This is a genomic window from Streptomyces sp. NPDC023723, from assembly GCF_040639815.1.
Lineage (GTDB): Bacteria > Actinomycetota > Actinomycetes > Streptomycetales > Streptomycetaceae > Streptomyces.
Genome location: NZ_JBFAAP010000084.1, coordinates 1 through 24,091, shown reverse-complemented (window position 1 = coordinate 24,091; position 24,091 = coordinate 1). Strand labels below are relative to the sequence as shown.

The following is a 24,091-nucleotide window of genomic DNA, read 5'->3' as shown; positions in this document are numbered from 1 at the left end:
GGGGCGCCGCGGCCGGTGCGCACCGGCCGGCACGCCGGTGTGTCCGCGCGCCGACCGGACGCGCCTGCCGCGCGACGGCCCGGCGTCCGCTCAGCCCTGTCGGCAGGCTCCCGTCCCCGCGGCTTGCCGTGGACGAGGAGTACCTGAGCCGCGTCACTCACCGCGGGCCGTCGGCTCGGCGGAGCTGTCGCCGTCCATCGAGGAAGGATTTCGCATGTCCGACATCCGGGATTACGACGTTGTGGTGGTCGGCGGCGGGCCGGCGGGTTCGACCACCGCCGCCCTGCTGGGCAAGAACGGCCGGAACGTCCTGCTGCTGGAGCGGGAGAAGTTCCCCCGCTACCACATCGGCGAGTCGATGATCACCGGGGTGATCCCGACCCTGGAACAGCTCGGCCTGATCGACGAACTGGACAGGCGCTTCCAGCCGAAGTACGGGATCAGCCTGGTGTGGGGCCTCGACTCGGAGCCGTGGCGTGCCTCGTTCGACCAGACCGGCCGGTACGACCACTCGTGGCACGTGGTCCGCAGCGAGTTCGACGAGTTGCTGCTGAACACCGCTCGAGGATTCGGCGTACGTGTCGAGGAGCAGGCTCACGTCACGGCGGTGCTTTCCGACGAGAACGGCACGGTCACCGGTGTGACGTACCGCCGAGGTGGCGAGACGCACCAGGTCACCGCCCGTTTCGTGGTGGACGCGTCGGGGCAGGCACGGGCCATCTCGCGGAAGCTGACCGAGGTGTCCTGGCAGGAGGATCTGCGCAACGTCGCCATCTGGAACTACTTCACGCCGTACGAGCCGCTGTCCGACGGCCGGCAGGGCGGCGACATCCTGGTGGAGTCGGTCAAGACCGGCGGCTGGCTCTGGGGCATTCCGGTGACCAAGGACAACGTGAGCCTCGGTCATGTGCTCCCGGCCGCGATGGTGGCGGAGGCGACCGCCCAGGGCCTTTCGCACCAGGACATCTTCGACCGGGCGGTGGCGAACAGCGTGGTCGCCAAGACCATGATCGCCAACGGTGCCCCGGTGGACCAACTGCACACCGCCCGTGACTGGTCGCACGTGTGCAAGAGTTTCCACGGTCCGGGCTGGCTGTCGGTGGGCGACGCGGCCGGATTCATCGACCCGCTCTTCTCGCAGGGCGTGTGGCTGGGCACCTCGGGCGCTTCGATGGCCGCCCGGGCCCTGGAGGCCGCGCTGAAGAACCCGGCCGACACCGAGCGCGCGCTGGACCGGTACGAGCTGGTCTACCGCGTGCTGTACGACGAGTTCCTGTCTTTCATCCGGTTCTTCTACGACCCGAACAAGCTTCGCGAGATCTACTTGGAGCGGGCGCAGCAGGACGTCTGGCATCCGGACGGCAACCTGAAGGTCGGCTTCATCACGCTGATCTCCGGCATCAAGGCGCTCCCGAACATCACCGGCTTCGACCCGCTCGCCACCGACCTCCCCAAGACCGTCCGGATGTGAGTCCCGCGCGCACGACCGGAGCGGGTCCGGCCAGGTCGCCCGGCCCGGCCGGCCGTCGAACGCCGTCTCGCCGACGGGCATCCGGCCCTTCCCGCACTGCGGTCGGGCCGGGCTGCGGCTCGGTGACCGCGAGGATCCGGAGATGCGGGTGCCGGGCGGGTCAGGAGATCGACATCCCGCCGTCGATGCACAGCACCTGGCCGGTCATGTAGTCGGCGTCCAGCAGCAGTTCGATGCCGCGGGCCACCTCGCCGGGTGTGCCCATGCGGCCGGGCGCGGTCCGGGCCACCAGCGCGGCGCTGATCTCGGCGGGCACCTGCTCGGTCAGAGTGGAGGCCATGAGCCCGGGTGACAGCGCGTTGACCGTCACTGCGTACCGCCCGCATTCCAGGGCCAGGCTCCTCGTCATGCCCATCACGCCGGCCTTGGCCGCCGAGTACGCCGTCTGGCCCCGGCTGCCGATGAGACCGGCGGGTGAGACGACGTTGACGATGCGCCCCCATCGGGCCCGCACCATGTCCGGGAGCACGGCGCGGCAGGTGTGGTAAGTGCCGATGAGATTGACGGCGATGGTCCGTGTCCAGTCGTCGACGGACTGGGTGGCCAGGAGTCCGTCGCGGCGGATCGCGCCCGCGTTGACGAGCACGCTGACGGCGCCCAGTTCGGCGTGCACCCGGTCCACCATGGCCTGGGTGGCGGCCCAGTCGGCGACGTCGGCCCGCACGACGACACTGGGCCGGCCGAGTTCGGCCGCGACCGCGCCGGCCCGGTCCGCGCCGGTGGCGCAGTGCAGGGCCAGCCGGTAGCCACGCCGGTCGAGGACGCGTGCCACGGCGGCGCCGAGCGCCCCGGAGGCGCCGGTGACCAGGGCGACGGGGCCGTCGGTGTCCGGCGACGCCATCAGACCGGCGCTCCCGGTGTCCGGTGCCGGTCGCGCGCGTACCGCGCCGGGGGGAAGCACTCGACAGCCATGGCAGCTCTCTCTCCGAATCCGTGGCGGGGGAAGTCCTTGACCGGCCCGGTCGGTCCGGCCGGGCCTACGTCGGTCCGGAGCCGCGCGGAACCTCCTGACGCGGCAAGTGACCTCGCCCCGCCAGGAGGTTCCGTGCGGCTCCGCTACCGGCTGACGGGCGGTTCCTTGCCGGCGTCCGTGACGAACCGTTCGGTCGTCTCCAGGCCGGCCCCGAGCGAGTGCAGCAGCCCGGTGCCGTTCTCCTCCGCCAGCAGCCCCAGCAGCACATGGCCGGTGCCGACACCGTCGTCGTCGAGCAGCGCAGCCGCCTGGAAGGTCAGTTCGAGCGCCGTCTTCGCGCGGGCACCGTACGGAACCATCGCCGGACGGGCGTCGCCGCGCGCCGGCAGGGCCGCCACTGCCGCGTCTCGCAGCCGGCCGAGGTCGACACCCTGCGTCCGCAGCGCGGCGACCGCGGTGCCATCGGCGCCGAGCAGCCCGAGGACGAGGTGCGCGGGCTCGATCTCCGCGCTGCCGCCCTGCTTGGCCTCCTTCATGGCCGCGACGACCGCGTTGTGAGCGGGCCGGGTGAGCTTGTCGAAGGCGGGGCGGGCAGCGGCCGGCTCGCCGCCGAACCTCGTACGCGCGGCCTGCTCGGTGACACCCGTCCGGCGGCCGATGTCGGTCCAGGACACCCCGGAACGTCGGGCCCTGTCGACGAAGTGACCGATGAGGCGGTCGGCGGCCGCTCCGACCCGGTCGGCCGTCGCCACCGCCTCGGTCAGTTGGTCGAGGGCGTCGGTGCGGCGCCCGGTGATCGCCGTGATCAGGTCGTCGAGCCCGACCGGTGGCGTCGGCCGGGTCATGCCGTCACCAGGTCACCGGCAGTTCGGCCGGACCGAACGCCTGGATGGAGTGGTATTTGTAGGTCAGCTCCGCCTCGGGCACGGCCAGCGTGAGCGAGGGAGCCCGCTCGAACAGGATCGTGTACACCATCTTCAGCAGCTCCGGTACCAGGCGCTCCGCCGGGCACTTGTGCGGCCCGTGGCCGAACGCCATGTGTCTGGGGGCCTTCTCCCGCTGGAGATCGAGCTCGTTGGGGAAAGGACACACCGCCGGGTCGCGGTTGACGGGCATCGTCGGTACTGCCATGCCGTCACCGGCCTTCACCAGCGTGTCGCCGATCCGGACGTCTTCCAGGGCCAGCCGCATGGGGGTGCCGTCGTTGATCGAGAAGTACCGGAGCATCTCCTCCACCGCTACCGCCAGCCGGTCGGGCCGGGCCAGCAGCGCCGCCCGCTCCTGCGGACGGCTCAGCAGCGTGAGCACGCCCAACGAGATCATCGTGCCCGAGGTGTTGTGGGTGCCCTGGGCGTTCGACATCATCAGGGGCGCCAGCTTGAACCAGTCGATCTCGCCGTGCTTCTCGCGTTCGTGCAGGATCAGGTGGCTCATCAAGTCGTCGCCGAGGTTGTCCGCCTTCTCCTTCAGCAGCTGTATCGCGTGGCCGTTCATCACCGCGGCCGCTTCCCTTTCCTCCTCCTCCCCCTTGGAGAGCATCAAGTTCCATACGTTGTCCCGCAGTTGCTGCAACTCGGCCTCGGGGACGCCGATGAACATCGACTGCAACCGGCGGCCGATCGGGTACGACAGTCGCGCCGCCAGGTCGACCGGCTTCGCCGCCGAGCCCAGCATCGCGTCGATCTTCTCGGTCACGGCGACCCGCAACCGTGGCAGCAGCCGGGCCAGTGCTTCCGGGGTGAACTCCCGCAGCACCAGCTTCTTCCGCGCCATGTGTTCCGGACCGTCCAGGTTGATCATGAACGGGGCGCAGTACTTCAGTTTGTCCATCCCGGTCGGCGTCAGCCTGGGAAACGCGGCGTTCGTCTTGTCCGAGCTGAACCGGGGATCGGAGAGTACGAACCGGGCGTACTCGGGCCGCACCACCATCCAGGCCGGCACGCTGGTGGGCAGTGTCACCCGGCCGATGCCGCGCTCCCGCAGTGTCTCGTACTCGGCCGGCAGCACGCCGGGCAGCTGTCGCCGGATCGGGAAGGTCGGTAGCTCGGTCATGCTGACACCTCCGCGGCCCAGTGGTAAAAGCGGTGGGCCAGTGAATGGCCGTTCGGGTCGTACGGCGGAATGATCTGCGTCAGGTCGTCGACGAGCTGGAGGAAGCGGGGATCGCCGTCCGCCCACACCTTGCTGACCGCCTTGCTGGGGTCGGCGTCGGCGAAGTCCTGGATGTGCAGGTAGATCCCACGCCAGAGGTAGATCTGGCGGCGCAGGGTGCCCATGCTCTGCGGGATGTCGGTGGCATCCGACTCGGCGAACAGCCGCGCCGCCTCGGGGATGTACTCCTGGCGCTGGGTGTTCACGATCACCGCGCTGTACGTCTGCTCCAGGTTCTCCAGCCGCTCGGCCGGCCACAGGTAGAAACGCTCGGCCGCCGGCCGGTCGACCGGGCCGTCCCAGTCCTCGGCCGCGGTGTACTCGCCGAAGTAGGCCGCGAGGCGTTCGTTCAGGCGTACGCAGCGGGGGTCGGTGGTCGCCATCCGGTGGGCCTCGGTCGCGTCCGCGGCGTCCCAGTCCTGCATGTGCACGTAGAGATCGCTGTAGCTGAAGAGCTGCCTGCGGCGCAACCGGGGCAGCCCGGGCGCGACCTCGCCGTCGAACTCCCGGAGGATCTTCGTGACGTCCGCGATGTCATCACTGTCGAACGTGCCGACGGTGACGGTGCTCGGCATGTGCCTCTCCTTACGGTTGGCGGTCAGGAACTGTGCCGCGCCACGGACGGATCCTCACGGATGTCGGTTCGGGGTCGCACCCGAAGGCTGCGCGCTCCCCTTCGACGTCGGTTCGACGACGAGTAGATGACCGGCCGACGCCGCGGGCGTCCCGGTGCGGCGGACTCGACGGGTTCTCGAATCGAGGTCGAAGGGCGACGGACATGGTCGGCTTCGAAGATTCGGAACACTACGGCGCTTGTGAGGTGGCTGATTGTGTCGAGCACACAGCAAAGAGTTGATCACAGCGTGGACGTCGACGCCGACTACGAGACGGTGTTCGACCTGGTCGCGGATGTCGCCCGGCGGCCCCAGTTCCAGTTGTCCGCCGTGCACGCGCAGGTGCTGCACAGCAACGAGAAGGGCGACCTGGTCCAGCACTGGTCGCTGGCCGGTGACTGTGCGGTCCGCACCTGGCGGAGCGTGCGCCGCGCCGACCGGCCGGGACACCGCATCACCTTCGCGGACCTGGACGTCGACCCGCCGGCCGGCAAGATCCGCGCCGACTGGGTGTTCACCGAACTGGCACCCGGCCGGACCCGGATCGAGCTGAGCAACGTCGTCGAGGCGCCGAGCGACGCCGACCTCGGTCCGCTGCTGGACAGGCTCCGCCTGGAAAGCAAGGAACACCTCGACACACTGCGCGACACGGCGGAACGGCGGGCCGAACTGGACGACCTCGTGGTGTCCTTCACCGACCCGCTGTTCGTCGCGGGTTCCGTCGAGGACGCCTACGACTATCTCTACCGGGCGGACCTGTGGCCCGAGCGCATCCCGCACGTGGTGGGACTCGCCCTGACCGAGGAGGTGCCCGGCATCCAGTTCTTCGACATGGACACCCAGGGCCCGGACGGCAGTACGCACTCCGTCCGCTCGGTGCGCATCTGCCGGCCGCCCCACCTGATCGTCTACAAGCAGATCACGTTGCCCACGATGCTGGACGCGCACACCGGCCACTGGCGGTTCACCGAGACGCGGGAGGGCGTCGTCGTCGAAGCCCGGCACACCAGCACGATCAAGCGCTCGGCGCTGTCGCAGTTCGGCGGCGCGACGACCATCGACGAGGCACGCCGGTACCTGCGACGGCTGCTGAGCGGCCACAGCATGATCAACCTTCGCCTTGCCAAGACCTTCGCGGAGGAGCGCGCCGGCTTCTGAGCCGGGCCGCTTCGTGGAGCGAACAGACAACCGTCGAGTCAGGAGGAACCATGGCCGAGGTGCAGCCCCCCAGGAGCGGGGGAATATGGGCAGCTGCCGATCTGCTGACGCCGATGGCCATTCGGGTGGCGGCGACGCTGCGGCTGGCCGACCACATCGCCGCGGGCACCCGGACGGCCGAAGCGCTGGCCGAAGCGGTGCGCGCCGACCAGGACGTGCTGGGACGGCTGCTGGACCATCTGGTGAGCGCCGGCGTGCTGTCGCACACCGGGACCGCCGGCTACGACCTGACGGCCATGGGGCGCCACCTGTGCGACGGGGCGCCCGAAGGCATGCGAGCGGTACTCGACATCGAGGGTGCCCTCGGGCACGCGGAGCTGAGCCTGGTCCATCTGCTGCACACGGTGCGCACCGGCGAGCCGGCCTTCGCGCGGCAGTACGGCCTGACGTTCTGGGACGACCTGTCCGCCGACGACGAACGCGCCGAGTCGTTCGACGCGTTGATGGGCGCCCGGCTGAAGGCGCACGCACCCGCCGTGGCCGCGGCCTATCCCTGGGGACAGCTGCGGCACCTCGTCGATGTCGGCGGTGGCGACGGCAGCATGCTGATCACCATCCTCCAGGACCACGGCGAGCTGCGGGGGACGGTCGTCGACCTGCCCGGCCCGGTGCGCCGGGCCGGGAAAGCGATCGCCGCGGCCGGTCTCGACCACCGGGCCGGCGCCGTGGCCGGCAGCTTCTTCGACGAGCTGCCGACCGGAGCGGACGCCTATCTGCTGTCGAGCATCCTGCACAACTGGGACGACGCGGCGGCCACTCGCATCATGCGGCGCTGCGCCGACGCGGCGTCGGCAACCGGACGGGTGCTGGTCGTCGACTACTTCACGGACCAGAACATCATGACCGAAGGCGACCTCCGCATGCTCTGCTACTTCGGAGGCCGCCAGCACACCCTCGAGCAACTGGGCGAAATGGCCGGATCGGCCGGCTTCGGGATCACCTCGGTCACGCCGGCCGGCCGGCTCGCCGTCGTCGAACTGCGCGCGGCCCAGTAGGCGCAGCGAGGGAAGGGCATTCCCGTCGCAAGCGGTCCGCCGTCGGTGCGGTTACTCGACCGGGCCCGAGCCGTCGTCGCCGGTGTCCGCCAGGAACCGGGCGGCGATGCCGTCCAGGATGGTCGTCAGGCCGTTCTCGAACCGTTCGTCGCCTTCGCCGATCTCGGACGCCTGGATCATCTTGCTCAGATACGGGAATTCACCGGTCGCGAGCATGGACATCAGATACGGCTGCATGTGCCGCCGCCAGGCATCACGATCGACGCCGGAGCGCTGGGCGACCGCCCGCTCGGTCAGCTCGGCCTGCACGGTACCGCTGACCCAGGAGTGGATCAGGTCGAGTACGGCCAGCGTCTCCTCCATGTCGAGGTGGCAGCCGGCCAGCAGGGCGAGATCGCGTTCCATGCCGCGCAGGAAGTTGGGGCCCATGACCGGGCGGGTGCCGAGCAGCGGAGCGAGCCAGGGGTGCCGCAGGAAGATCTGCCTGCGGCGGCGCGCCAGGGTGGTCAGGTCGGCGCGGACGTCGCCGGTCGGCTCCTGCGGCTCGAAGCCGGTCGCCTGGTCGATCATCACCGCGTACAGGTCTTCTTTGGTGGGCAGGTACCGGTACAGGGTCATCGTGCCGGTGCCCAGCCGCTTGGCGATGTTGCGCACCGACGCGGCTTCGATGCCTTCGGCGTCCGCGATCTCGATCGCCACCCCGGCGATCTGCTCGCGGCTGTACTGCGGAGCCGGACCTCGGGTGGATTTCTCCGCTCGCATCCAGATGACGGGGTTCGGTTTCGGCACGACGACCATCGTACGCGCGTAGCCTGGCCGGGCGCGTACGCCGCCCGCGGTGGGTCACGCGTGAAATCGCGTACGCCGTACTCGGTGGGGAGGTGTGCCGCCGCGGAACTCGACGTGCCGAGCCCGCCGGCGGCGGCCCGGTGTCTCGGATCGCACAAGGGAGGACAACGATGGACGGACCAACACTGCTGGAGACGTTCCCGGTGCCGGAGGGACAGCCGTGCGAGTGGTGATCATCGGGGGCGGCACCGTCGGACTGTGCACCGCCGTCCTGCTGGCCCGGCACGGGGTCTCGGTCCAGGTGCTGGAGCGCAGGGCGCGGGTCAACGATCACCCGAGGGCGTTCGGCCTCACCGACAGGTCGGCGGAGATCCTGCGCGAGGCCGGCATCGGGATCGAGACGGAAGACCGCGCCAGGGGCTTGATGTCGGGGCCGAGCCTGGCCGAACTGAACACCGTCACCTCCCGGTTCGAGCCACCGGAGATCGGCCCGGCCAAACTGGGCAGCTGCCCGCAGGACCGGATCGACCGGGCCGCGCTGGCACGACTGCGGAAGCTGGGCGGCGAGGTGGACTTCGACAGCGAGGTGGTCGCGGTGGCCGACGGCGGGGTCACGACCGCGGACGGCCGGACCGTCACGGGGGACTACGTGGTCGCCGCCGACGGCGGCCGCGGCCGGACCCGGGAACTGCTCGGCATCGGCGTGACCGGCCCGGGACGCATCGGCACCAACCACATGCTCAACGTGCTGTTCCGCGCCGAACTGCCGGCCCCGCCGCTCTCCATGACGTTCCTGCGCAACGACCGGGCGTCCGGCACCCTGGTGAAGGTCGACACGGACCGCTGGCTCTTCCTCATCCCGAACGGCGATCCGAGCGCCCCCACCGAGCGGATCCAGCAGCAGATCAGGGACGCCACCGGAGTCCTCGACATCGAGCCGGAGATCATCAGCCTGTTGCCGTGGGCGCCCAGGGCGCAGGTGGCCGACAGGTTCCGGCAGGGAAACGTCTTCCTCGTCGGTGACGCGGCGCACCTGGTGCCGCCGGTGGGCGGTCAGGGACTGAACATGGGGATCGCCGACGCCCACAACCTGGCGTGGAAACTGACCGCGGGGGGCGCCGCCCTGCTGGACACCTACGAGGTCGAGCGCCGGGCAGTCGCGCTGTTCACCATGGAACAGATCGTGCTCCGTACCCAGAACCGCGACCTGCACTGGGACCACGGGCCGGGCCGGGCCGCTGACCGCGCGGCCGTCGGAATGGCGGACATCATGATCCCGGTGATCGGGTACCGGTACGCGTCGCGCGCGGTGGTCGACCCGGAACCGTTGACGGACTTGCAGAATCTCCGGCTGGACGGCGCGCCGGGCAGCCGGCTGCCCCATCGGTGGCTGCCGGACGGACGGTCCACCGTGGACCTGGTGGACGGCTTCACGCTGATCACCGCGACCGCGGCCGGTCACTGGCTGGACGCCGCGCGGAAACTGGGGATCACGGCCCACGCGGTCGAGGGGTGGGCCGAGGCCGCCCACATCAAGGAGGACGGCGCCGTGCTCGTCCGTCCCGACGGCTTCGTCGGCTTCCGCGCGGTCACCCGCGAGGCCGTGGCGAGCAGCGAACAGCGGCTGCGGGACGCTCTCGACCAGATCCTGGGCCGGCGGTAGCGGGGCGCCGGCCGGCGCACGCCGGCGCGGCGCGCCCCTCGGTCGAACCGGACGCGAACCCACCTCGAACCGGTGCCGCGAAGATCGGCGCAGCGTCTCTCGCCCCGCACCTCGCGAAGACACCTCGCGAAGCCGACGGACATCGTCACCGCGGCGGGGGGACGAGACGCGCACCTAAGCGGAGGAGGCGCATGGTGGACTTCGGCGACGATCCCTATCCCGAGTACGCGTGCCTGCGTGCGAAAGAGCCGGTCCGGCACGTCCTGGAGGGCGAGGGTCTGTACGGCGTGCTGGTGACCCGGGACGAGGACGTGCGCACGCTGCTGTCCGATCCCCGGATGAGCAAGGACCCGCGCACCGCACCGGCCGACTGGCAGGAAGCGGGCCGGGGACGGCCGTTGGAGGACCGGACCGGACTCGGGACGCATCTGCTGACCACGGACGGGGCCGAACACGCGCGGCTGCGCCGGCTGGTCTCGACCGCGTTCACCGCCCGCCGGATCGAGGGCCTGCGTGGCCAGGTGCAGCGGATCACGGACGGACTGCTGGACGAGATCGTGCCGCGGGGCCGGGTGGACCTGGTCACCGAGTTCGGGTTCCCGTTGGCGATCACGGTGATCTGCGAGCTGCTGGGAGTGCCGGCGGCGGACCAGGAGGTGTTCCGCCGCTGGACCAAGGACTTCCGCCGGTGGACGAACAAGACCGCCGACGACCCGTCCGGCGAGGCAGGCGCGCGGCCGGTCGGGCTGCGCGACCTCCTCGGATATCTGACCGAGCTGGTCGCGAGGCGTCGCCGCGAGCCGGCCGACGGTCTGGTCGACGCCCTGATCGCGGCCCGGGACGCCGGCGACCGGCTGGACGAGACGGAGCTGCTGTCCATGCTGTCCCTGCTGCTGGTCGGGGGCTTCGAGACGACGGTCAATCTGATCGGCAACGGCATCCTCACGCTGCTGCGCCACCCCGGCCAACTGGCGCTGCTGCGGGAGCGGCCGGAGCTGCTGGACTCGGCGCTGGAGGAGATGATCCGGTATGACGGGTCGTTCGAGACAGCGACGTGGCGCTTCCCGCTGGAGCCCGTCGAGATCGCCGGTACCCGCATCGAGAAGGGCTACCCGGTGCTCCTGTCACTGGCGTCGGCCAACCGGGATCCGGCGCGGTTCACGGCACCGGACCGGTTCGATGTCACCCGCGCCGAGAACGGACACGTGGGGTTCGGACGCGGGGCGCACTTCTGCCTCGGTGCTCCGCTGGCCAGGCTGGAGACCCGGATCGCCTTCGAGGCGCTGCTGCGCAGGCTCCCCGGTCTCGCCCTGGCCGTACCGGTCGGGCAGTTGCGGTGGATGCGGAGCCTCACGATCCGCGGCCTGGAAGCGCTGCCGGTCACGTTCGACGCGTGCCCGCCACATCAGTGAAGGGAATCACATGCCAAACGCTGTGTTCATGGTGCGGGCGGTGAGGTCACGGTGAAGCGCCGAGTAGTCGTCACCGGCCTCGGCGTGCGCGCCCCGGGGAGCAGGAACGCCAAGGAATTCTGGGAGCTGATCTCGTCCGGCACCTCCGCCATCCGCGCCATCACACTGTTCGACGCGTCGGGATTCCGCTCCCGGATCGCGGGCGAGTGCGACTTCGACCCGGTGGCGGAGGGCTTCTCCGCGCAGGAGATCCGGCGGTTGGACCGGGGTGCGCAACTCGCTGTCGCGGCGGCCAGGGAAGCGGTCGCGGACGCCGGCCTGGACATGGACAGGACCGACCCGCAGCGCACCGGGACCAGCGTCGGCAGCGCCATCGGCGGCACGATGAGTGTGGCCCAGGAGTACGGGGTCCTGTCCGACAACGGCCGCAAGTGGCTGCTCGACCACGAGTACGCGGTGCCGCACATGTACAACTACCTCATCCCGACGTCCCTGGCCGCCGAGGTGGCCTGGGAGGTCGGTGCGGAAGGCCCGGTGGCACTGGTGTCCACGGGGTGCACCGCGGGCATCGAGTCGGTGTCCCATGCGGCGCGGCTCATCCGCGAAGGGGCGGCCGACGTGATGCTGGCCGGCGCCTCGGACGCGCCCGTGTCACCGATCTGTGTCGCGTCCTTCGACGCGGTCAAGGCGACGACGCCGCGCAACGACCAGCCGGCCACCGCGTCCCGCCCGTTCGACCGCACCCGCAACGGGTTCGTGCTCGCCGAAGGCAGCGCGATGCTGGTGCTGGAGGAACTGGACCACGCCAGGGAGCGCGGCGCGCACGTCTACGCGGAGATCGGCGGGTGGGACGTGCGCGCGAACGCGTTCCACATGACCGGGCTGCGGGCCGAGGGTCCGGAGCTGGCGAAGGCCATCGAGGTGGCCCTGCGCATGGCCGAGCGCACACCCGAGCAGGTGGACTACGTGAACGCGCACGGCTCCGGCACCGACCAGAACGACCGGCACGAGACCGACGCGTTCAAGCGGAGTCTGGGCGAGCACGCGTACCGGACCCCGGTGAGTTCGATCAAGTCCATGATCGGCCACTCGCTGGGCTCGGTCGGCTCGGTCGAGATCGCGGCATGTGCGCTGGCCATCGAGAACGGGGTGATTCCGCCCACCGCCAACCTGCGGGAACCGGACCCGGAGCTGGACCTCGACTACGTGCCGCTGACGGCGCGGCCCGCCCGGCTGAACACGGTGCTGAAGGTCGGCAGCGGGTTCGGCGGTTTCCAGAGCGCCATGGTGCTGACCCGAGGGGAGCGCTGATGGGTACCGCGGTCGCGGGCCGGGAACACCGCACGGCGTCCAGACTCCGGCGCGCGGTGATCACCGGCATCGGCGCGGTCGCGCCGAACGGGTTCGGCACCGACGAGTACTGGGACGCCGTACTGCACGGGCGCGGCGGCATCGACCGGATCACCCGGTTCGATCCGTCCCAGTACCCGGTCAAGCTGGCGGGCGAGGTGCCCGACTACGACGTCCGCCGGCACGTCCCCGGCCGGCTGGTGCCGCAGACCGACCAGGCGACCCGGCTGGCGCTGATCGCGATGGACGCCGCGGTCGGCGACTCCGGACTCGAACTGGCCGCCATGCCGGGCGATCGGATCGGTGTCGTCACCGGCATGTCCGTCGGCGGGCTCGAGTACAGCCAGCGCGAGCTGGAGAAGCTGTGGCGCCTCGGCAGTGACCATGTGAGCGCGTACCTGTCGTTCTCCTGGTTCTACGCGGTGAACACGGGGCAGATCTCGATCCGGCACGGGGTGTCCGGTCCCGGCGGGGTCCTGACCGGGCAGACGAGCGGGCTGGACGCGCTCGCGCAGGCCCGCAGGTTCGTGACCGACGGTCTGCCGGTGGTGCTGTGCGGTGCGGTGGACAGCGCGATGTGCCCGCTCGGCTGGGTGATCGAGCTGGCCGCCGGCCGGATGAGCACCGTGGCCGACCGGACCCGGGCCTACCTGCCGTTCGATACCGCCGCGTCCGGCTACCTGCTCGGTGAGGGCGGCGCGATGTTCACCGTCGAGGACGCGGAACACGCACGTGCGCGAGGGGTCCGGCCGTACGGCGAGGTCGCCGGGTACGCCACGGCCTTCGACCCGCGGCCGGGTTCGGCACGGGAGCCCGGGCTGCGCCGGGCGATCGAGTCCGCGCTCGCGGACGCCGGCGTGGCGCCGGGCGAGGTGGACGTGGTGTTCGCGGATGCGGCCGGCGTCGCCGAGCTGGACCGCGCCGAGGCCGCCGCCCTCACCCACGTGTTCGGTCCGCGGGGGGTTCCGGTGACCGCCCCCAAGACGATGACCGGCCGGCTCTATTCCGGTGGTCCGGCGCTCGACGTGGCCACCGTGTCGTTGAGCATGCGGCACGGCGTCATCCCGCCCATGATCAACGTGACCGACCCGGTCCGGTCCGATCGGCTCGACCTGGTGCGTGATCGGCCGAGGGAGGCCACCGTGTCCACCGCACTGCTGCTGGCCCGCGGCGAAGGCGTCAACTCCGCGATGGTGCTGACTGCGATGTGACGGTCGCCTGACGGACCATTCGCACACCTGTCGTTACCGGCCCGCTGTCGCCTCACCGCGGCAGCGGCCACCGTGTTTTCCTGCCGCGCGTCCCACCCCGCCCTTCCCGTACGCGGCGATCCGCAGTCCTTGCTCCCCCCTGCCGCTCGCCGCAACGTTACTGCGGACACCGTACGATGTTTGATAGCCTAAATGTGTGATGCCCGAAACAGTCACGCCGGGCGCTGTTGTGGCCGCCCTGGCGAAGGTCGTCGAACATGCCTTGCTGCGCGTGGAGTTGACGCTGCCGCAGTACCGGATGCTGTCCGTGCTGACCCGGTCGGATCCGCCGACGGCATCGCGGGTGGCATCGATGCTGTCCGTGACGCCGGCGACCGTCACCGCGGTCGTGGACGGCCTGGTGGCCGGCAAGTACGTGCGGCGGGAGCCCGATCCGGACGACCGGCGCAAGGCCACGCTCGTGGTCACCAGCTCCGGCCGGCATCTGCTCACCACCGCCGACCAGGAGATCAGCCGGAAGCTGGCCGAGGTGGCCGCGTTCCTCGACGAGGAGCGGGCCGAGCGGGCGCTGGCCGCGCTGGCGCTGTGGCACGAGGCGATGAAGAGCGAGAAGCAGGGCGAGTGGATCGTCCCCGAGGGCGCAGAGAAGGGAAGGACCAGGTGAGCGAGACGTATCCGCCGCCGAGCGCGGCCATCGACCCCGATTCGAGCCGTTCCTGGTTACGCCGGGCCTGGCCGCTGGTCCGGGCGCACCGCTGGATGTTCGGCACGGCGCTGGTGTCGTCCGGGATCAGCCTGCTGGTGTCCGTCCAGGTACCGAAACTGATCCAGGACGCGGTGGACAACTCGATCGTGTCGGACCGGGTGCCGCTGTCGCACTACCTGTGGTGGCTGCTCGCGCTGACGGTGGTCATGCTGCTCGTCGGCTTCCTGTCCCGGCAGTTGCTGTTCCGCACCGCGGCCAAGATCGAGTACGACTTGCGCAACATCACGTACGGGCATCTGACCGCCATGTCGTTCCCGTTCTACGACAGGGTGCAGACCGGGCAGTTGCTCTCCCGCGCCAACTCCGACATCCGCGCGGTGCAGATGTATCTGGCGTTCGCGCCGTACCTCCTGGTGCAGTGCAGCATCTCGCTGGTGGCGTTCGGGTACATGCTGGCGATCAACGTGCCGCTGGCCGTTCTGGCCATGCTGCCGATGCCACTGCTGTACGTGACCAGCCGGCGCATGCAGCGCTCCTTGTTCCCGGTGTCGTGGCTGATCCAGTCCCGGCTGGCCGAAGTCGCGACCGTGGTGGACGAGAACGTCAACGGCGTGCGCGTGGTCAAGTCGTTCGCGGCCGAACGCAGGCAGCTGTCCCTGCTGCAGAAGGCCGCGGCGAACGTCCGCTGGGCCAATGTGAAGGACGCGGATCTGCGCGCACGGTACACACCGGCGGTGCAGAACCTCCCCCGTGTCGGCATGGCGATCGTGCTGCTGTACGGCGGACACCTCGTCATCCAGGGGAGCCTGGGCGTCGGCGCGATCCTGGCCTTCAACGCGTATCTGCTGATGCTCCAGGTGCCGTTCCAGGTGATCGGCAACCTGATCACGCTGGGACAGCGGTCGTCGGCCGCCGCCAAGCGGCTGTACCAGATCCTGGACGAGAAGCCGGAGATCGTGGACGCCGCGCGGGCACGGGAGATCACCGGGGCGCGCGGTGACGTCCGGTTCGAGGACGTCACCTTCGGCTACGGCGACGGCCCCGACGTGCTGCACGGGTTGTCACTGGAGTTGCGCAGCGGCGAGACGGTGGCGCTGGTCGGCCGGTCCGGCAGCGGAAAGTCCACCGTGGCCAGGCTGCTGCCGCGGTTCTACGACGTGCGGGGCGGTTCCGTCACCGTGGACGGCCACGACGTGCGGGAGCTGACCCTGCACAGCCTGCGGGACACGGTCGGCATCGTGCTGGACGAGCCGTTCCTGTTCTCGGCGTCGGTCCGCGACAACATCGCCTACGGACGGCCGGACGCGGACATCACCGACATCGAGCGGGTGGCCCGGTCGGCCGGGGCACATGAGTTCATCACCGAGCTGTCCGAGGGTTACGACACCGTCATCGGCGAACGCGGCTACACCCTGTCCGGCGGGCAGCGGCAGCGCATCGCCATCGCCCGGACGCTGCTGGTCAATCCGCCGGTGCTGGTGCTCGACGACGCCACCAGTGCCATCGACGTGCAGGTGGAGCAGGAGATCCACGCCGGGCTGCGGGCCCTGTTCGCCGGCCGGACGACGCTGATCATCGCGCACCGGCCGTCCACGATCAGCCTGGCCGACCGCGTGGTGCTGCTGGACCGCGGCCGGATCGTCGCCGACGGCACCCACACGGAACTGCTGGCGAGCACACCGCTGTACGCGGAAGTGCTGGCCCAGGCGGACGAGAGCATCGAGGAACTGGGAGGTGTGGCGCGATGACGGTCACCGGAGGTGGTGGCGGCGCGGCGTTCAACGGCGGCGGGCGGGCCACCGCGTCGGCCCACCCGTTCGCCGGCGTTCCGCCCGAGATGCGGGCCAGCGTCGAGGAGCTGCTCAAGACCGAGCCGGACCACGCCGAGCCGGACGTCGTCTTCGAGCACTCCCGGCCCGATCCGGACGGCGCCCGGCTGAATCTGCGCCGGCTGGTCCGCCCGTACTGGCCGATGGCGCTGCTGGCCGGCGTGTTCGTGGGCGCCGAGGCGCTGATGTTGCAGGCCGGGCCGAAGCTGACCCAGATCGGCATCGACGACGGTGTCATGGGCAAGGACAACGGCGCGTTGGCGCTGGTCGCGGGCCTTTACCTGGTCAGTCTGGTGGTCACCGGTCTGGCCCAGGCGGCGCGGGTCAAGGTGACCGGGCGGATCGCCGCGTCGGTGATGAACGACCTGCGGGTCCGGGTCTTCACCCAGTTGCAGCGGCTGTCGCTGAACTTCTACACCGGTGAGAAGACCGGCGTGATCATGACCCGGATGACCGGCGACATCGAGAACCTCCAGGCGCTGCTCCAGGAGGGCCTGGTGCAGTTGGCCGTCCAGGGCCTGACCATTGTCATCGTCACCGTCATCCTGTTCACCTACGACGTGCAGCTGGCGCTCATCACCATCGTGCTGGTGGTGCCCGTCCTGACCGTGCTGTCCCTGTGGTTCCGCCGGGCGTCCGGCAAGGGCTACCTGCGGGTGCGGGACACCGTCGCCGATGTGGTCGCCGACCTTTCCGAGAGCCTTCAGGGGGTGCGCATCGTCACCGCGCACAACCGGCAGCGGCGCAACACCGAACACCACCGGCAGGTCACCGGCAGGTACTACGACGCCAACGTGCGCACCGGACGGATCAACTCGATCTACACGCCCAGCACCCAGGTCCTCGGCGTCGCCGGACAGCTCGCGCTGCTGGCCATCGGCGCCGGCATGGTCGCCGACGGGGACCTGACGATCGGCGAGCTGGTGGCGTTCCTGCTCTACCTGGGCACCTTCTTCCAGCCCATCCAGCAGCTGGTGCAGATGTACAACACCTACCAGCAGGGCCAGTCGTCGATCGTGAAGCTGCGGGAGCTGTTGAGCGCCCGGCCGGGGGTCGAGGAGCAGCCGGGGGCCGTCGACCTGCCGAAGATCGAGGGCGAGATCGTCTTCGACGACGTGACGTTCGGCTATCTTCCTGACCGGCCGGTGATCGCCGGCGTGTCGCTGCACATCCCGGCCGGTGAGACCGTGGCGTTCGTCGGTCCGACCGGCGCCGGCAAGTCCACCCTGGCCAAACTGGTCAGCCGGTTCTACGACCCGACCGCCGGCCGGATCCTCATCGACGGCCGCGACCTGCGGGAGGTAGGGATCGAGTCCCTGCGCCGGCAGCTCGGCGTCGTGCCGCAGGAGCCCTTCCTGTTCGCCGGGCCGCTTCGGGACAACATCCGCTTCGCCGCCCCGGATGTCTCCGACGATGAGGTCCGGGAGGCGTTGCGGGCGGTCGGTCTGGTGGACGTGGTCGAGCGGCTGCCCGCCGGTCTCGACACCGTCGTCCAGGAACGCGGCCAGTCCCTGTCCTCCGGTGAACGGCAACTCGTCGCCCTGGCCAGGGCTTTCCTGGCCCAGCCCCGGGTGCTGGTGCTGGACGAGGCGACGTCCAACCTGGATCTCCAGTCCGAGGCCAAGATAGAGGCTGCCCTGGACGTGCTGCTGGAGGGCCGCACCGCGATCCTGATCGCGCACCGGCTCTCCACCGCCATGAAGGCCGACCGCATCGTCGTCGTCGACGAGGGCCGGATCGTCGAGGTCGGCGCGCACGACCAGCTCGTCACCGCGGGCGGCAGGTACAGCGAGATGTACGCCACCTGGACCAGCCAGACCGCCGGCGTCCACTGAGCCGCCTCGCGAGTCCCGCTGCCGGACCCGGAGCGGGACTCGCGGGCCTCCTGGCGCGTACTCCTGCCGGTCGGACGTGTCCGAGGGGGTCAACTCGGGTTCGGCCAGGGCAGGTCGGTCTCGACCGGGGTGTCGTACCGGACACCGGGCACGTCGAAGCCGTACAGGGCCCGGGACTGGCCGCGGAACCACCTGAGGTCGGCGAGCTCGGTGACGGTTTCGGGGGTGAGCGACCGCCAGCGGTCGGTCACGGCGGCCTGCACCGGCGCGGACAGCTCCCAGCGGTCGAGACGGATCCGGCCGCACTCGTCGAGGTCGGGCCGGTCCGCGGTGAGCTGGTCCCAGAGCTGGACCGACTGCTGGACGGGGGACGGGAAGCGGTCGCCCAGGACGCCGCGGAGCAGGCCGGCGTAGAGCGGGATGCCGGGGGTGCCGGTCAGCGCCTGGCTGACGGCGGCCCCGTTCACCGAGGTGTAGGCGCGGCCGCCCACCGCGGCCAACCGCCTGTTCAGGGCGTTCGCGGTGTTCTCCAGGTCCACCTTGGCCGCGCCGATCGTGCCGTTGCGGTAGATCGCCGAGGTCAGCGGCGAGCCGATGTAGCTGAGGGCGACGGTGCGGAAACCTTCGCGCAGCAGGCCGCGGTCGGCCAGCGCGGTGATCCAGCGGGACCAGTCCTCGCCGCCCATGACGCGCACTGTCGCGGCGGTCTCGGCGCTGGTTGCCGGAGCCAGGACGGTCTCGCGCAGCAGCGCGGCGCCGTCGTCGGCGAACTCCAGGTTCCAGGTGGAGTGCGGTGCGCCGAGCGGCTTGATCACGGACCGGTGGGTGACGCCGCTGCGGGGGTCGGTGCGCCGGGGCGCGGCCACGCTGTACATCAGGTAGTCCACACCGCCGAACCGTTTGGCCAGCAGGTCCAGTGTCTCGGTCTTGGTGGTGTCCGCGAACGCGTCGGCGTTGCGGAACGAGAAGTCCGACCCCGACTCGCGGGCGATCGCCGCGGTGGCGATGGTGCGGTACCACCCGGCCGTCGCGCTGCGGTGTCCGGCCGGCCGCTCCAGGCTGATGCCCACGCCGTCGATGCCGTACCGCACCAGCCCCGCGATGGTGATCGCCAGACCGTAGCCCCCGCTGGAGCCGATCACCAGGGCAGTCGGCCGCCGCCGCGGTGGCCGCTCGGGCGCCCGGACTTCCGCCCGCGTCAGCTCGACGCCGCGAAAGCAACCGGCCGGATGCGAGTCGAGCAGCAGGTACCCGTGTCCCGTCGGGCTAACGACTCGCTCGGACATCGGCACCTCCGGTCAGACGTCCACCAGGAGCTGTCAGGGGTCGCATCCTCGTCTCCTCGGGTGTTGAGGTTCCTGCCGCGTCAGTTGTCGAGCAGTGACTGCTTGAGGTGCCGGGCCAGATCGCTCGGTGTCGAGTGGTGGGACACCGATGAGGAATCGAGGTGCAGACCGGTCGCCGACTTCAGGCGGTTCCGCAGGGTCAGCATGGACAGCGAGTCGAACCCGAGTTCGCTGAAGATCTGGTTCGGCTGCACGACGTCCGCCGACTCGAGCCCGAGTATCGCCGAGATGTGGGTGCGGACCAGGCCGGACAGCATGTCGTCCTGGTCGGCTTCCGGCATCGCCGCGAACCGTTGCCGCAGTGACGTGGTCGAGACGGCGCCTCGGCCCACGGTGCGTTTGCCGGTGGTCCTGACCAGTGATCTGAACACCGGCACAAGCGGCTTGCCGGTTCTGGCCCGCCGGGTCAGCTCGGCCAGATCCAGTCGGGCCGGGATCAGCGCGGGTTCGCTCGCGCGACGGGCGACGTCGAACAGCGCGACGGCCTCCGACATCCCCAGTACGCCGAGTCCCGCGATCCGGGTGCCGCTGGACGGTTCGTCGCCCAGCGCCCAGGGCCCCCAGGCCAGTGACACCGCCGCAGCGCCCTGGGCCCGGCGCCGTCGGGCGAGCGCGTCCAGTGCGGCCGCCGTCGCGGCGTCCACAGCGGTTCCGCCGCCGCCCACGGTCCCCGCGAACGACGAGCACAGGACGAGGGTGGCGGCCCCGGCCGCCCGTTCGACATTCTCCGCGGCCGTGATCCGCGCGCGTACCGCCTCGGCGAGCGCGTCCGGTGTCAGCGTGGCCGGCTGATCGTTCGGCAGTTCCTCCGGTATGTGGACGATCATGCTCAGCGGGTGCTCCGCGGCGAGTCCGTCGATCAGGTCGCGCAGTGCCGCGGAGTTCTCCGGGTCGCACGCCTCAGTGGTGACTGGGGCGTCCGGTACGGGGGCTTCGGCGCCGGTGAGCACGACCCGGTGGGCACCGGGGCCGGAGACCAGGTGCCGGGCCAGCCGTGCGCCGATCGCCGTGCTTCCGCCGGTGATCAGTACCGTGTTCGAGGGCTCGTCGCACCGCTCCGGGGCACTGGCCGGCTTGACCGGTGCGAGCCGCGGAACCCTGACCTTCCCCCCGCGCAGCGCCAGGTGGGGCTCGCCGAGCGTCACGGCTCTGGGCAGTATCCGCCACGACTCCTGGTCGGCGTCCACGTCTACGAGTACGAGCCTGCCGGGGTGCTCCGCCTGTGCGGACCGGAGCAGCCCGGAAACCGCGGCGCCCGCGAGGTCGACGGCGGCGGCGCTGAACGCGGGGACCGCGGAGGTGGTCAGGAACACCGCGGTCGCGGAGGCGAGCGCCTCGGTCCGCAGGAAGTCCTGCAACTGGTGCCAGGTCTCCCGCGTGGCGGCGGCGGCCTCCCCGCCCGTCGCCACGGTGAAGACCAGGTAGTCCGGCACCGCCTCGCCGGCTTCGGCCAAGGCACCGAGTTCCGGGTATGCCTCGGTGGGCACACCGGCGGCCGTCAATCCCGCCCGGGCCAGTAGCGTGTCCGCGCCAACGACGGCCCAGTCGGCCTTGCGCGGCAAGGACTTCGTGGCGTGGTGGTCGGCCCACACCTCTTGGTACAGGGCGTGCAGTTGTGCGGCTTTCGCCGCCTGCAACTGCCCCGAGGTGATCGAGGTGGTGCCGACTCCACCGACCTCGGCGACCGGGTCGCCCACGTCGTCGGCCAGCAGGATCGACACCGACCCGGCGCGGTTCGGGCTGATCCGCACCCGCAGGACGGTCGCGCCGATGCCGTGCACGGCGACACCGCGCCAGGTGGTCGCCAGAGCTGGGCCATCCCCGTGGGCGGCGTGGAGTGTGGCGTCGAGGAGTGCGGGGTGGAGGTTGTAGGTGTCCGGGTCGGTGGGGAGGCTGACCTCGGCGTAGACATGGCCGTTGTGGTGCCACATCCTCCGCAGCCCCTGGAATGCCGGACCGTAGTGGTATCCGTGGGCGGCCAGGTCCTCGTAGGAGACTTCGAGGGGCTGCGCGCCGGCCGGCGGCCAGCTGCTCAGGTCCCAGTCGGCGGACGGTGCGCCGGAATCGAGGACGCCGGTGGCATGGCACGTCCAGGACCCGCCGGCCGCGGTGTCCGGACGGGCATCGACCCGGATCGGCCGCGCCCCCTCACCACCGTCACCGGCGGGCTCACCGACCTCCACCCGCAGCCGCAGCGCACCACGCTCCGGCAGCAGCAGCGGGGACGACACCGTCAGCTCACGAACACTCCCGCAGCCCACCTGATCCGCCGCGTGCAGCGCCAGCTCGACGAAGGCGGCACCAGGCAGCACGGTGGTGCCGGCCACCTTGTGATCGGCCAGCCAAGGATGGGTATCCAGGGAGATCCGCCCGGTGAGGACCGTACTGCTCGCCCCCTCGACGACCGCACCGAGCAACGGATGATCAGCCGTCGTCAGCCCCGCCCCACCGACATCACTGCGTCCGGTGCCGGGCTTGAGCCAGTACCGCTCCCGCTGGAACGGATAACCGGGCAGCGTCACATGCTGACCACCATGCCCGTACGCCGGCACAGCACCGGCCGTGAACGCCTGCCCGGCCGTGAGCAGGAAGTCGGCCAGGTCACCACCGTCCCGCCGCAACGTCCCGAAATTCCGGGCAGGACTGTCCGTGGCGTCGATGGTTTCCTGAATGCCGGTGACCAGAACGGGATGAGGACTGCACTCGACGAACGTGTCATGACCGTCCGCCAGCAGCAGCCGCGTGGTCGCCTCGAACTCGACCGGACTACGCAGATTACGAAACCAGTAACCGGCATCCAGTGCGGTGGTGTCGATCCGTTCCGCCGTCACGGTCGAGTAGAAGGGAATGTCACCGGACCGGGGACTGACCGACGACAGCACCTCCGCCAACTGCGCGCGGATCTGCTCGACATGCGCCGAATGCGAAGCGTAATCGACAGGGATCCGCCGGGTGCGGAAACCATCGGCGCGGAAGACAGCCTGGAGTTCGTCCAAGGCCGAGGCGCTGCCGGAGACCACGGTGGACGCGGGACCGTTCACCGCGGCGACATCGATATCGCCGTGCCACTGGTCGAGGCGGGCCCGTACCTGGTCGGCGGGCAGCGCGACGGACACCATCCCGCCCTGCCCGGCCAGCGCGCGAATGGCCCGACTGCGCAACGTCACCACCCGGACGGCGTCCTCCAGCGACAACGCCCCCGCCACACACGCCGCCGCGATCTCACCCTGCGAATGCCCCACCACCGCCGCCGGACGCAGACCGTACGACTCCCACAACGCCGCCAACGACACCATCACCGCGAACAACGCCGGCTGCACCACATCCACCCGCGCCAGCAGACAAGCACCCTCATCCGTCAGCAGAACCTGCCGCAGATCCCACTCCACATGAACCGACATCGCACGAGCACACTCGTCCAGACGATCCCGGAACACCCCAGCCGTCGCATACAAGTCGCGGGCCATCGCATCCCACTGCGACCCCTGCCCCGGAAACACCAGCACCGCCTTGCCGGCACCAGCAGTCCCCGTCACCACATCATCCGAGGCCACACCCTCGGCAAGAGCAGCCAGCCCCGCACCCAACCGCTCACGACTGGCACCCACCACCACCGCACGGTGCTCGAACGCCGTACGCGCCGCCAACGTCGCGGCCACATCCACCACCGAAAGACCGGGGTTCGCGGCCTCGGCTATCCGCCGTGCGTAGGCCCGCACCCCTTCTTCCGTCCGCGCCGACACCACCCAGCTCACCGGAGAGGACGACGTCGACTTTTCGTCCTCGTCCACCTGATCCGTCTGCGGTGCCTGTTCCAGGATCACGTGGGCGTTCGTGCCGCTGATGCCGAACGACGACACCCCCGCCCGACGCGGCCGCCCCGTCGAAGGCCACTCCCGCGCCTCGGTGAGCAACCGCACCCCACCACCACTCCAGTCCACATGCGGCGTCGGCTCACCCACATGCAACGTCGCCGGCAACACACCACGCCGCAACGCCTCCACCATCTTGATGACACCACCCACCCCCGCCGCCGCCATCGTGTGCCCAATATTCGACTTCACCGACCCCAACCACAACGGCCGACCCCGCCCACGCCCACCCCCATACACCGCCAACAACGCCTGCGCCTCAATCGGATCCCCCAACCTCGTCCCCGTCCCATGCCCCTCAACCGCATCAACCTCCAACCCCGACAACCCCGCACCCGCCAACGCCTGCCGAATCACCCGCTGCTGCGACGGACCATTCGGCGCAGTCAACCCATTCGACGCACCATCCTGATTCACCGCCGAACCCCGCACCACCGCCAACACCCGATGCCCCCGCGCACGCGCCACCGACAAACGCTCAAGCACCACCACCCCCGCACCCTCACCCCACCCAGTCCCATCAGCCAACGACCCAAAAGCCTTGCACCGCCCATCCGGCGCCAACCCACGCTGCCGCGAAAACTCCACCAAAATCCCCGGCGACGACATCACCGTCACCCCACCCGCCAACGCCAGCCCACACTCCCCACCACGCA

At 70.4% G+C, this 24,091-nt stretch carries 17 protein-coding genes and 1 pseudogene; 10 read left to right on the top strand and 8 right to left on the bottom strand.

The window, feature by feature from the left end:
* Positions 1-214: 214 nt before the first annotated feature.
* Positions 215-1,471, top strand: coding sequence for an NAD(P)/FAD-dependent oxidoreductase (locus AB0G32_RS38415; RefSeq protein WP_361174970.1), 1,257 nt, complete (start codon positions 215-217; stop codon positions 1,469-1,471).
* Between the two features lie 160 nt (positions 1,472-1,631).
* On the opposite strand, the gene AB0G32_RS38410 is transcribed toward AB0G32_RS38415, so the two are convergent.
* The 4 genes from AB0G32_RS38410 to AB0G32_RS38395 form a co-directional block, all read right to left on the bottom strand.
* Complete coding sequence (locus AB0G32_RS38410) at positions 1,632-2,372, bottom strand: SDR family NAD(P)-dependent oxidoreductase (RefSeq protein WP_361174967.1); 741 nt, start codon at positions 2,370-2,372, stop codon at positions 1,632-1,634.
* Positions 2,373-2,587: 215 nt separating this feature from the next.
* Positions 2,588-3,289 (bottom strand): Clp protease N-terminal domain-containing protein, encoded by a 702-nt coding sequence (locus AB0G32_RS38405; protein WP_361174964.1) that lies wholly within the window; start codon positions 3,287-3,289, stop codon positions 2,588-2,590.
* Between the two features lie 4 nt (positions 3,290-3,293).
* Entirely contained in the window at positions 3,294-4,496 is a 1,203-nt protein-coding gene (locus tag AB0G32_RS38400) for a cytochrome P450 (protein WP_361174961.1), read from the bottom strand.
* Positions 4,493-5,170 carry a TcmI family type II polyketide cyclase gene (locus tag AB0G32_RS38395; protein WP_361174958.1) on the bottom strand — a complete coding sequence of 226 codons (678 nt, stop codon included), beginning with the start codon at positions 5,168-5,170 and terminating at the stop codon, positions 4,493-4,495. Before AB0G32_RS38395 ends, AB0G32_RS38400 begins: the two co-directional genes overlap by 4 nt.
* 240 nt (positions 5,171-5,410) lie before the next feature.
* Between AB0G32_RS38395 and AB0G32_RS38390 the strand changes: the two genes are divergently transcribed.
* A complete protein-coding gene (locus AB0G32_RS38390) occupies positions 5,411-6,367 on the top strand; it encodes an aromatase/cyclase (protein WP_361174954.1) in 957 nt (318 codons plus the stop codon).
* A gap of 50 nt (positions 6,368-6,417) precedes the next feature.
* A complete protein-coding gene (locus AB0G32_RS38385) occupies positions 6,418-7,422 on the top strand; it encodes a methyltransferase (protein WP_361174951.1) in 1,005 nt (334 codons plus the stop codon).
* A gap of 51 nt (positions 7,423-7,473) precedes the next feature.
* Here AB0G32_RS38385 and AB0G32_RS38380 read toward each other — a convergent pair whose 3' ends face one another.
* The gene (locus AB0G32_RS38380) at positions 7,474-8,211 is read right to left on the bottom strand and encodes a TetR/AcrR family transcriptional regulator (RefSeq protein ID WP_361174948.1); all 738 of its coding nucleotides are present in this window, start codon (positions 8,209-8,211) and stop codon (positions 7,474-7,476) included.
* A 94-nt stretch (positions 8,212-8,305) separates the two neighbouring features.
* Between AB0G32_RS38380 and AB0G32_RS38375 the strand changes: the two genes are divergently transcribed.
* The 7 genes from AB0G32_RS38375 (at position 8,306) to AB0G32_RS38345 (ending at position 18,217) form a co-directional block, all read left to right on the top strand.
* Positions 8,306-9,874, top strand: a complete 1,569-nt coding sequence (locus AB0G32_RS38375; protein ID WP_361174945.1) for an FAD-dependent oxidoreductase — start codon at positions 8,306-8,308, stop codon at positions 9,872-9,874.
* Between the two features lie 191 nt (positions 9,875-10,065).
* Positions 10,066-11,286: a cytochrome P450 gene (locus AB0G32_RS38370; RefSeq protein ID WP_361174941.1), complete on the top strand. Its 1,221-nt coding sequence runs from the start codon at positions 10,066-10,068 to the stop codon at positions 11,284-11,286.
* A gap of 51 nt (positions 11,287-11,337) precedes the next feature.
* Positions 11,338-12,597 carry a beta-ketoacyl-[acyl-carrier-protein] synthase family protein gene (locus AB0G32_RS38365; RefSeq protein WP_361174938.1) on the top strand — a complete coding sequence of 420 codons (1,260 nt, stop codon included), beginning with the start codon at positions 11,338-11,340 and terminating at the stop codon, positions 12,595-12,597.
* The gene (locus AB0G32_RS38360) at positions 12,597-13,847 is read left to right on the top strand and encodes a ketosynthase chain-length factor (protein ID WP_361174935.1); all 1,251 of its coding nucleotides are present in this window, start codon (positions 12,597-12,599) and stop codon (positions 13,845-13,847) included. Before AB0G32_RS38365 ends, AB0G32_RS38360 begins: the two co-directional genes overlap by 1 nt.
* Positions 13,848-14,046: 199 nt before the next feature.
* The gene (locus tag AB0G32_RS38355; RefSeq protein WP_361174932.1) at positions 14,047-14,511 is read left to right on the top strand and encodes a MarR family transcriptional regulator; all 465 of its coding nucleotides are present in this window, start codon (positions 14,047-14,049) and stop codon (positions 14,509-14,511) included.
* Positions 14,508-16,301 carry an ABC transporter ATP-binding protein gene (locus AB0G32_RS38350; protein ID WP_361174929.1) on the top strand — a complete coding sequence of 598 codons (1,794 nt, stop codon included), beginning with the start codon at positions 14,508-14,510 and terminating at the stop codon, positions 16,299-16,301. The genes AB0G32_RS38355 and AB0G32_RS38350 overlap by 4 nt, the downstream gene beginning before the upstream one ends.
* A complete protein-coding gene (locus AB0G32_RS38345; protein ID WP_361174926.1) occupies positions 16,298-18,217 on the top strand; it encodes an ABC transporter ATP-binding protein in 1,920 nt (639 codons plus the stop codon). Before AB0G32_RS38350 ends, AB0G32_RS38345 begins: the two co-directional genes overlap by 4 nt.
* Before the next feature lie 89 nt (positions 18,218-18,306).
* Here the strand turns inward: AB0G32_RS38345 and fabV are convergent, their stop codons facing one another.
* The 3 genes and pseudogenes from fabV to AB0G32_RS38330 form a co-directional block, all read right to left on the bottom strand.
* A complete protein-coding gene (fabV, locus tag AB0G32_RS38340) occupies positions 18,307-19,503 on the bottom strand; it encodes an enoyl-[acyl-carrier-protein] reductase FabV (protein ID WP_361174923.1) in 1,197 nt (398 codons plus the stop codon).
* Between the two features lie 80 nt (positions 19,504-19,583).
* Positions 19,584-23,927, bottom strand: coding sequence for an acyltransferase domain-containing protein (locus AB0G32_RS38335; RefSeq protein ID WP_361174973.1), 4,344 nt, complete (start codon positions 23,925-23,927; stop codon positions 19,584-19,586).
* A gap of 33 nt (positions 23,928-23,960) precedes the next feature.
* Positions 23,961-24,044, bottom strand: a pseudogene (locus AB0G32_RS38330) (hypothetical protein); the annotation flags it as partial.
* Positions 24,045-24,091: the final 47 nt, after the last annotated feature.

Bases quoted from the DNA above. Each gene is read 5' to 3' on its own strand.
- AB0G32_RS38415 (WP_361174970.1), top strand. From the start codon at position 215: ATGTCCGACATCCGGGATTACGACGTTGTGGTGGTCGGCGGCGGGCCG.
- AB0G32_RS38410 (WP_361174967.1), bottom strand. From the start codon at position 2,372: ATGGCGTCGCCGGACACCGACGGCCCCGTCGCCCTGGTCACCGGCGCC.
- AB0G32_RS38405 (WP_361174964.1), bottom strand. From the start codon at position 3,289: ATGACCCGGCCGACGCCACCGGTCGGGCTCGACGACCTGATCACGGCG.
- AB0G32_RS38400 (WP_361174961.1), bottom strand. From the start codon at position 4,496: ATGACCGAGCTACCGACCTTCCCGATCCGGCGACAGCTGCCCGGCGTG.
- AB0G32_RS38395 (WP_361174958.1), bottom strand. From the start codon at position 5,170: ATGCCGAGCACCGTCACCGTCGGCACGTTCGACAGTGATGACATCGCG.
- AB0G32_RS38385 (WP_361174951.1), top strand. From the start codon at position 6,418: ATGGCCGAGGTGCAGCCCCCCAGGAGCGGGGGAATATGGGCAGCTGCC.
- AB0G32_RS38370 (WP_361174941.1), top strand. From the start codon at position 10,066: ATGGTGGACTTCGGCGACGATCCCTATCCCGAGTACGCGTGCCTGCGT.
- AB0G32_RS38360 (WP_361174935.1), top strand. From the start codon at position 12,597: ATGGGTACCGCGGTCGCGGGCCGGGAACACCGCACGGCGTCCAGACTC.
- AB0G32_RS38355 (WP_361174932.1), top strand. From the start codon at position 14,047: ATGCCCGAAACAGTCACGCCGGGCGCTGTTGTGGCCGCCCTGGCGAAG.
- AB0G32_RS38345 (WP_361174926.1), top strand. From the start codon at position 16,298: ATGACGGTCACCGGAGGTGGTGGCGGCGCGGCGTTCAACGGCGGCGGG.
- fabV (WP_361174923.1), bottom strand. From the start codon at position 19,503: ATGTCCGAGCGAGTCGTTAGCCCGACGGGACACGGGTACCTGCTGCTC.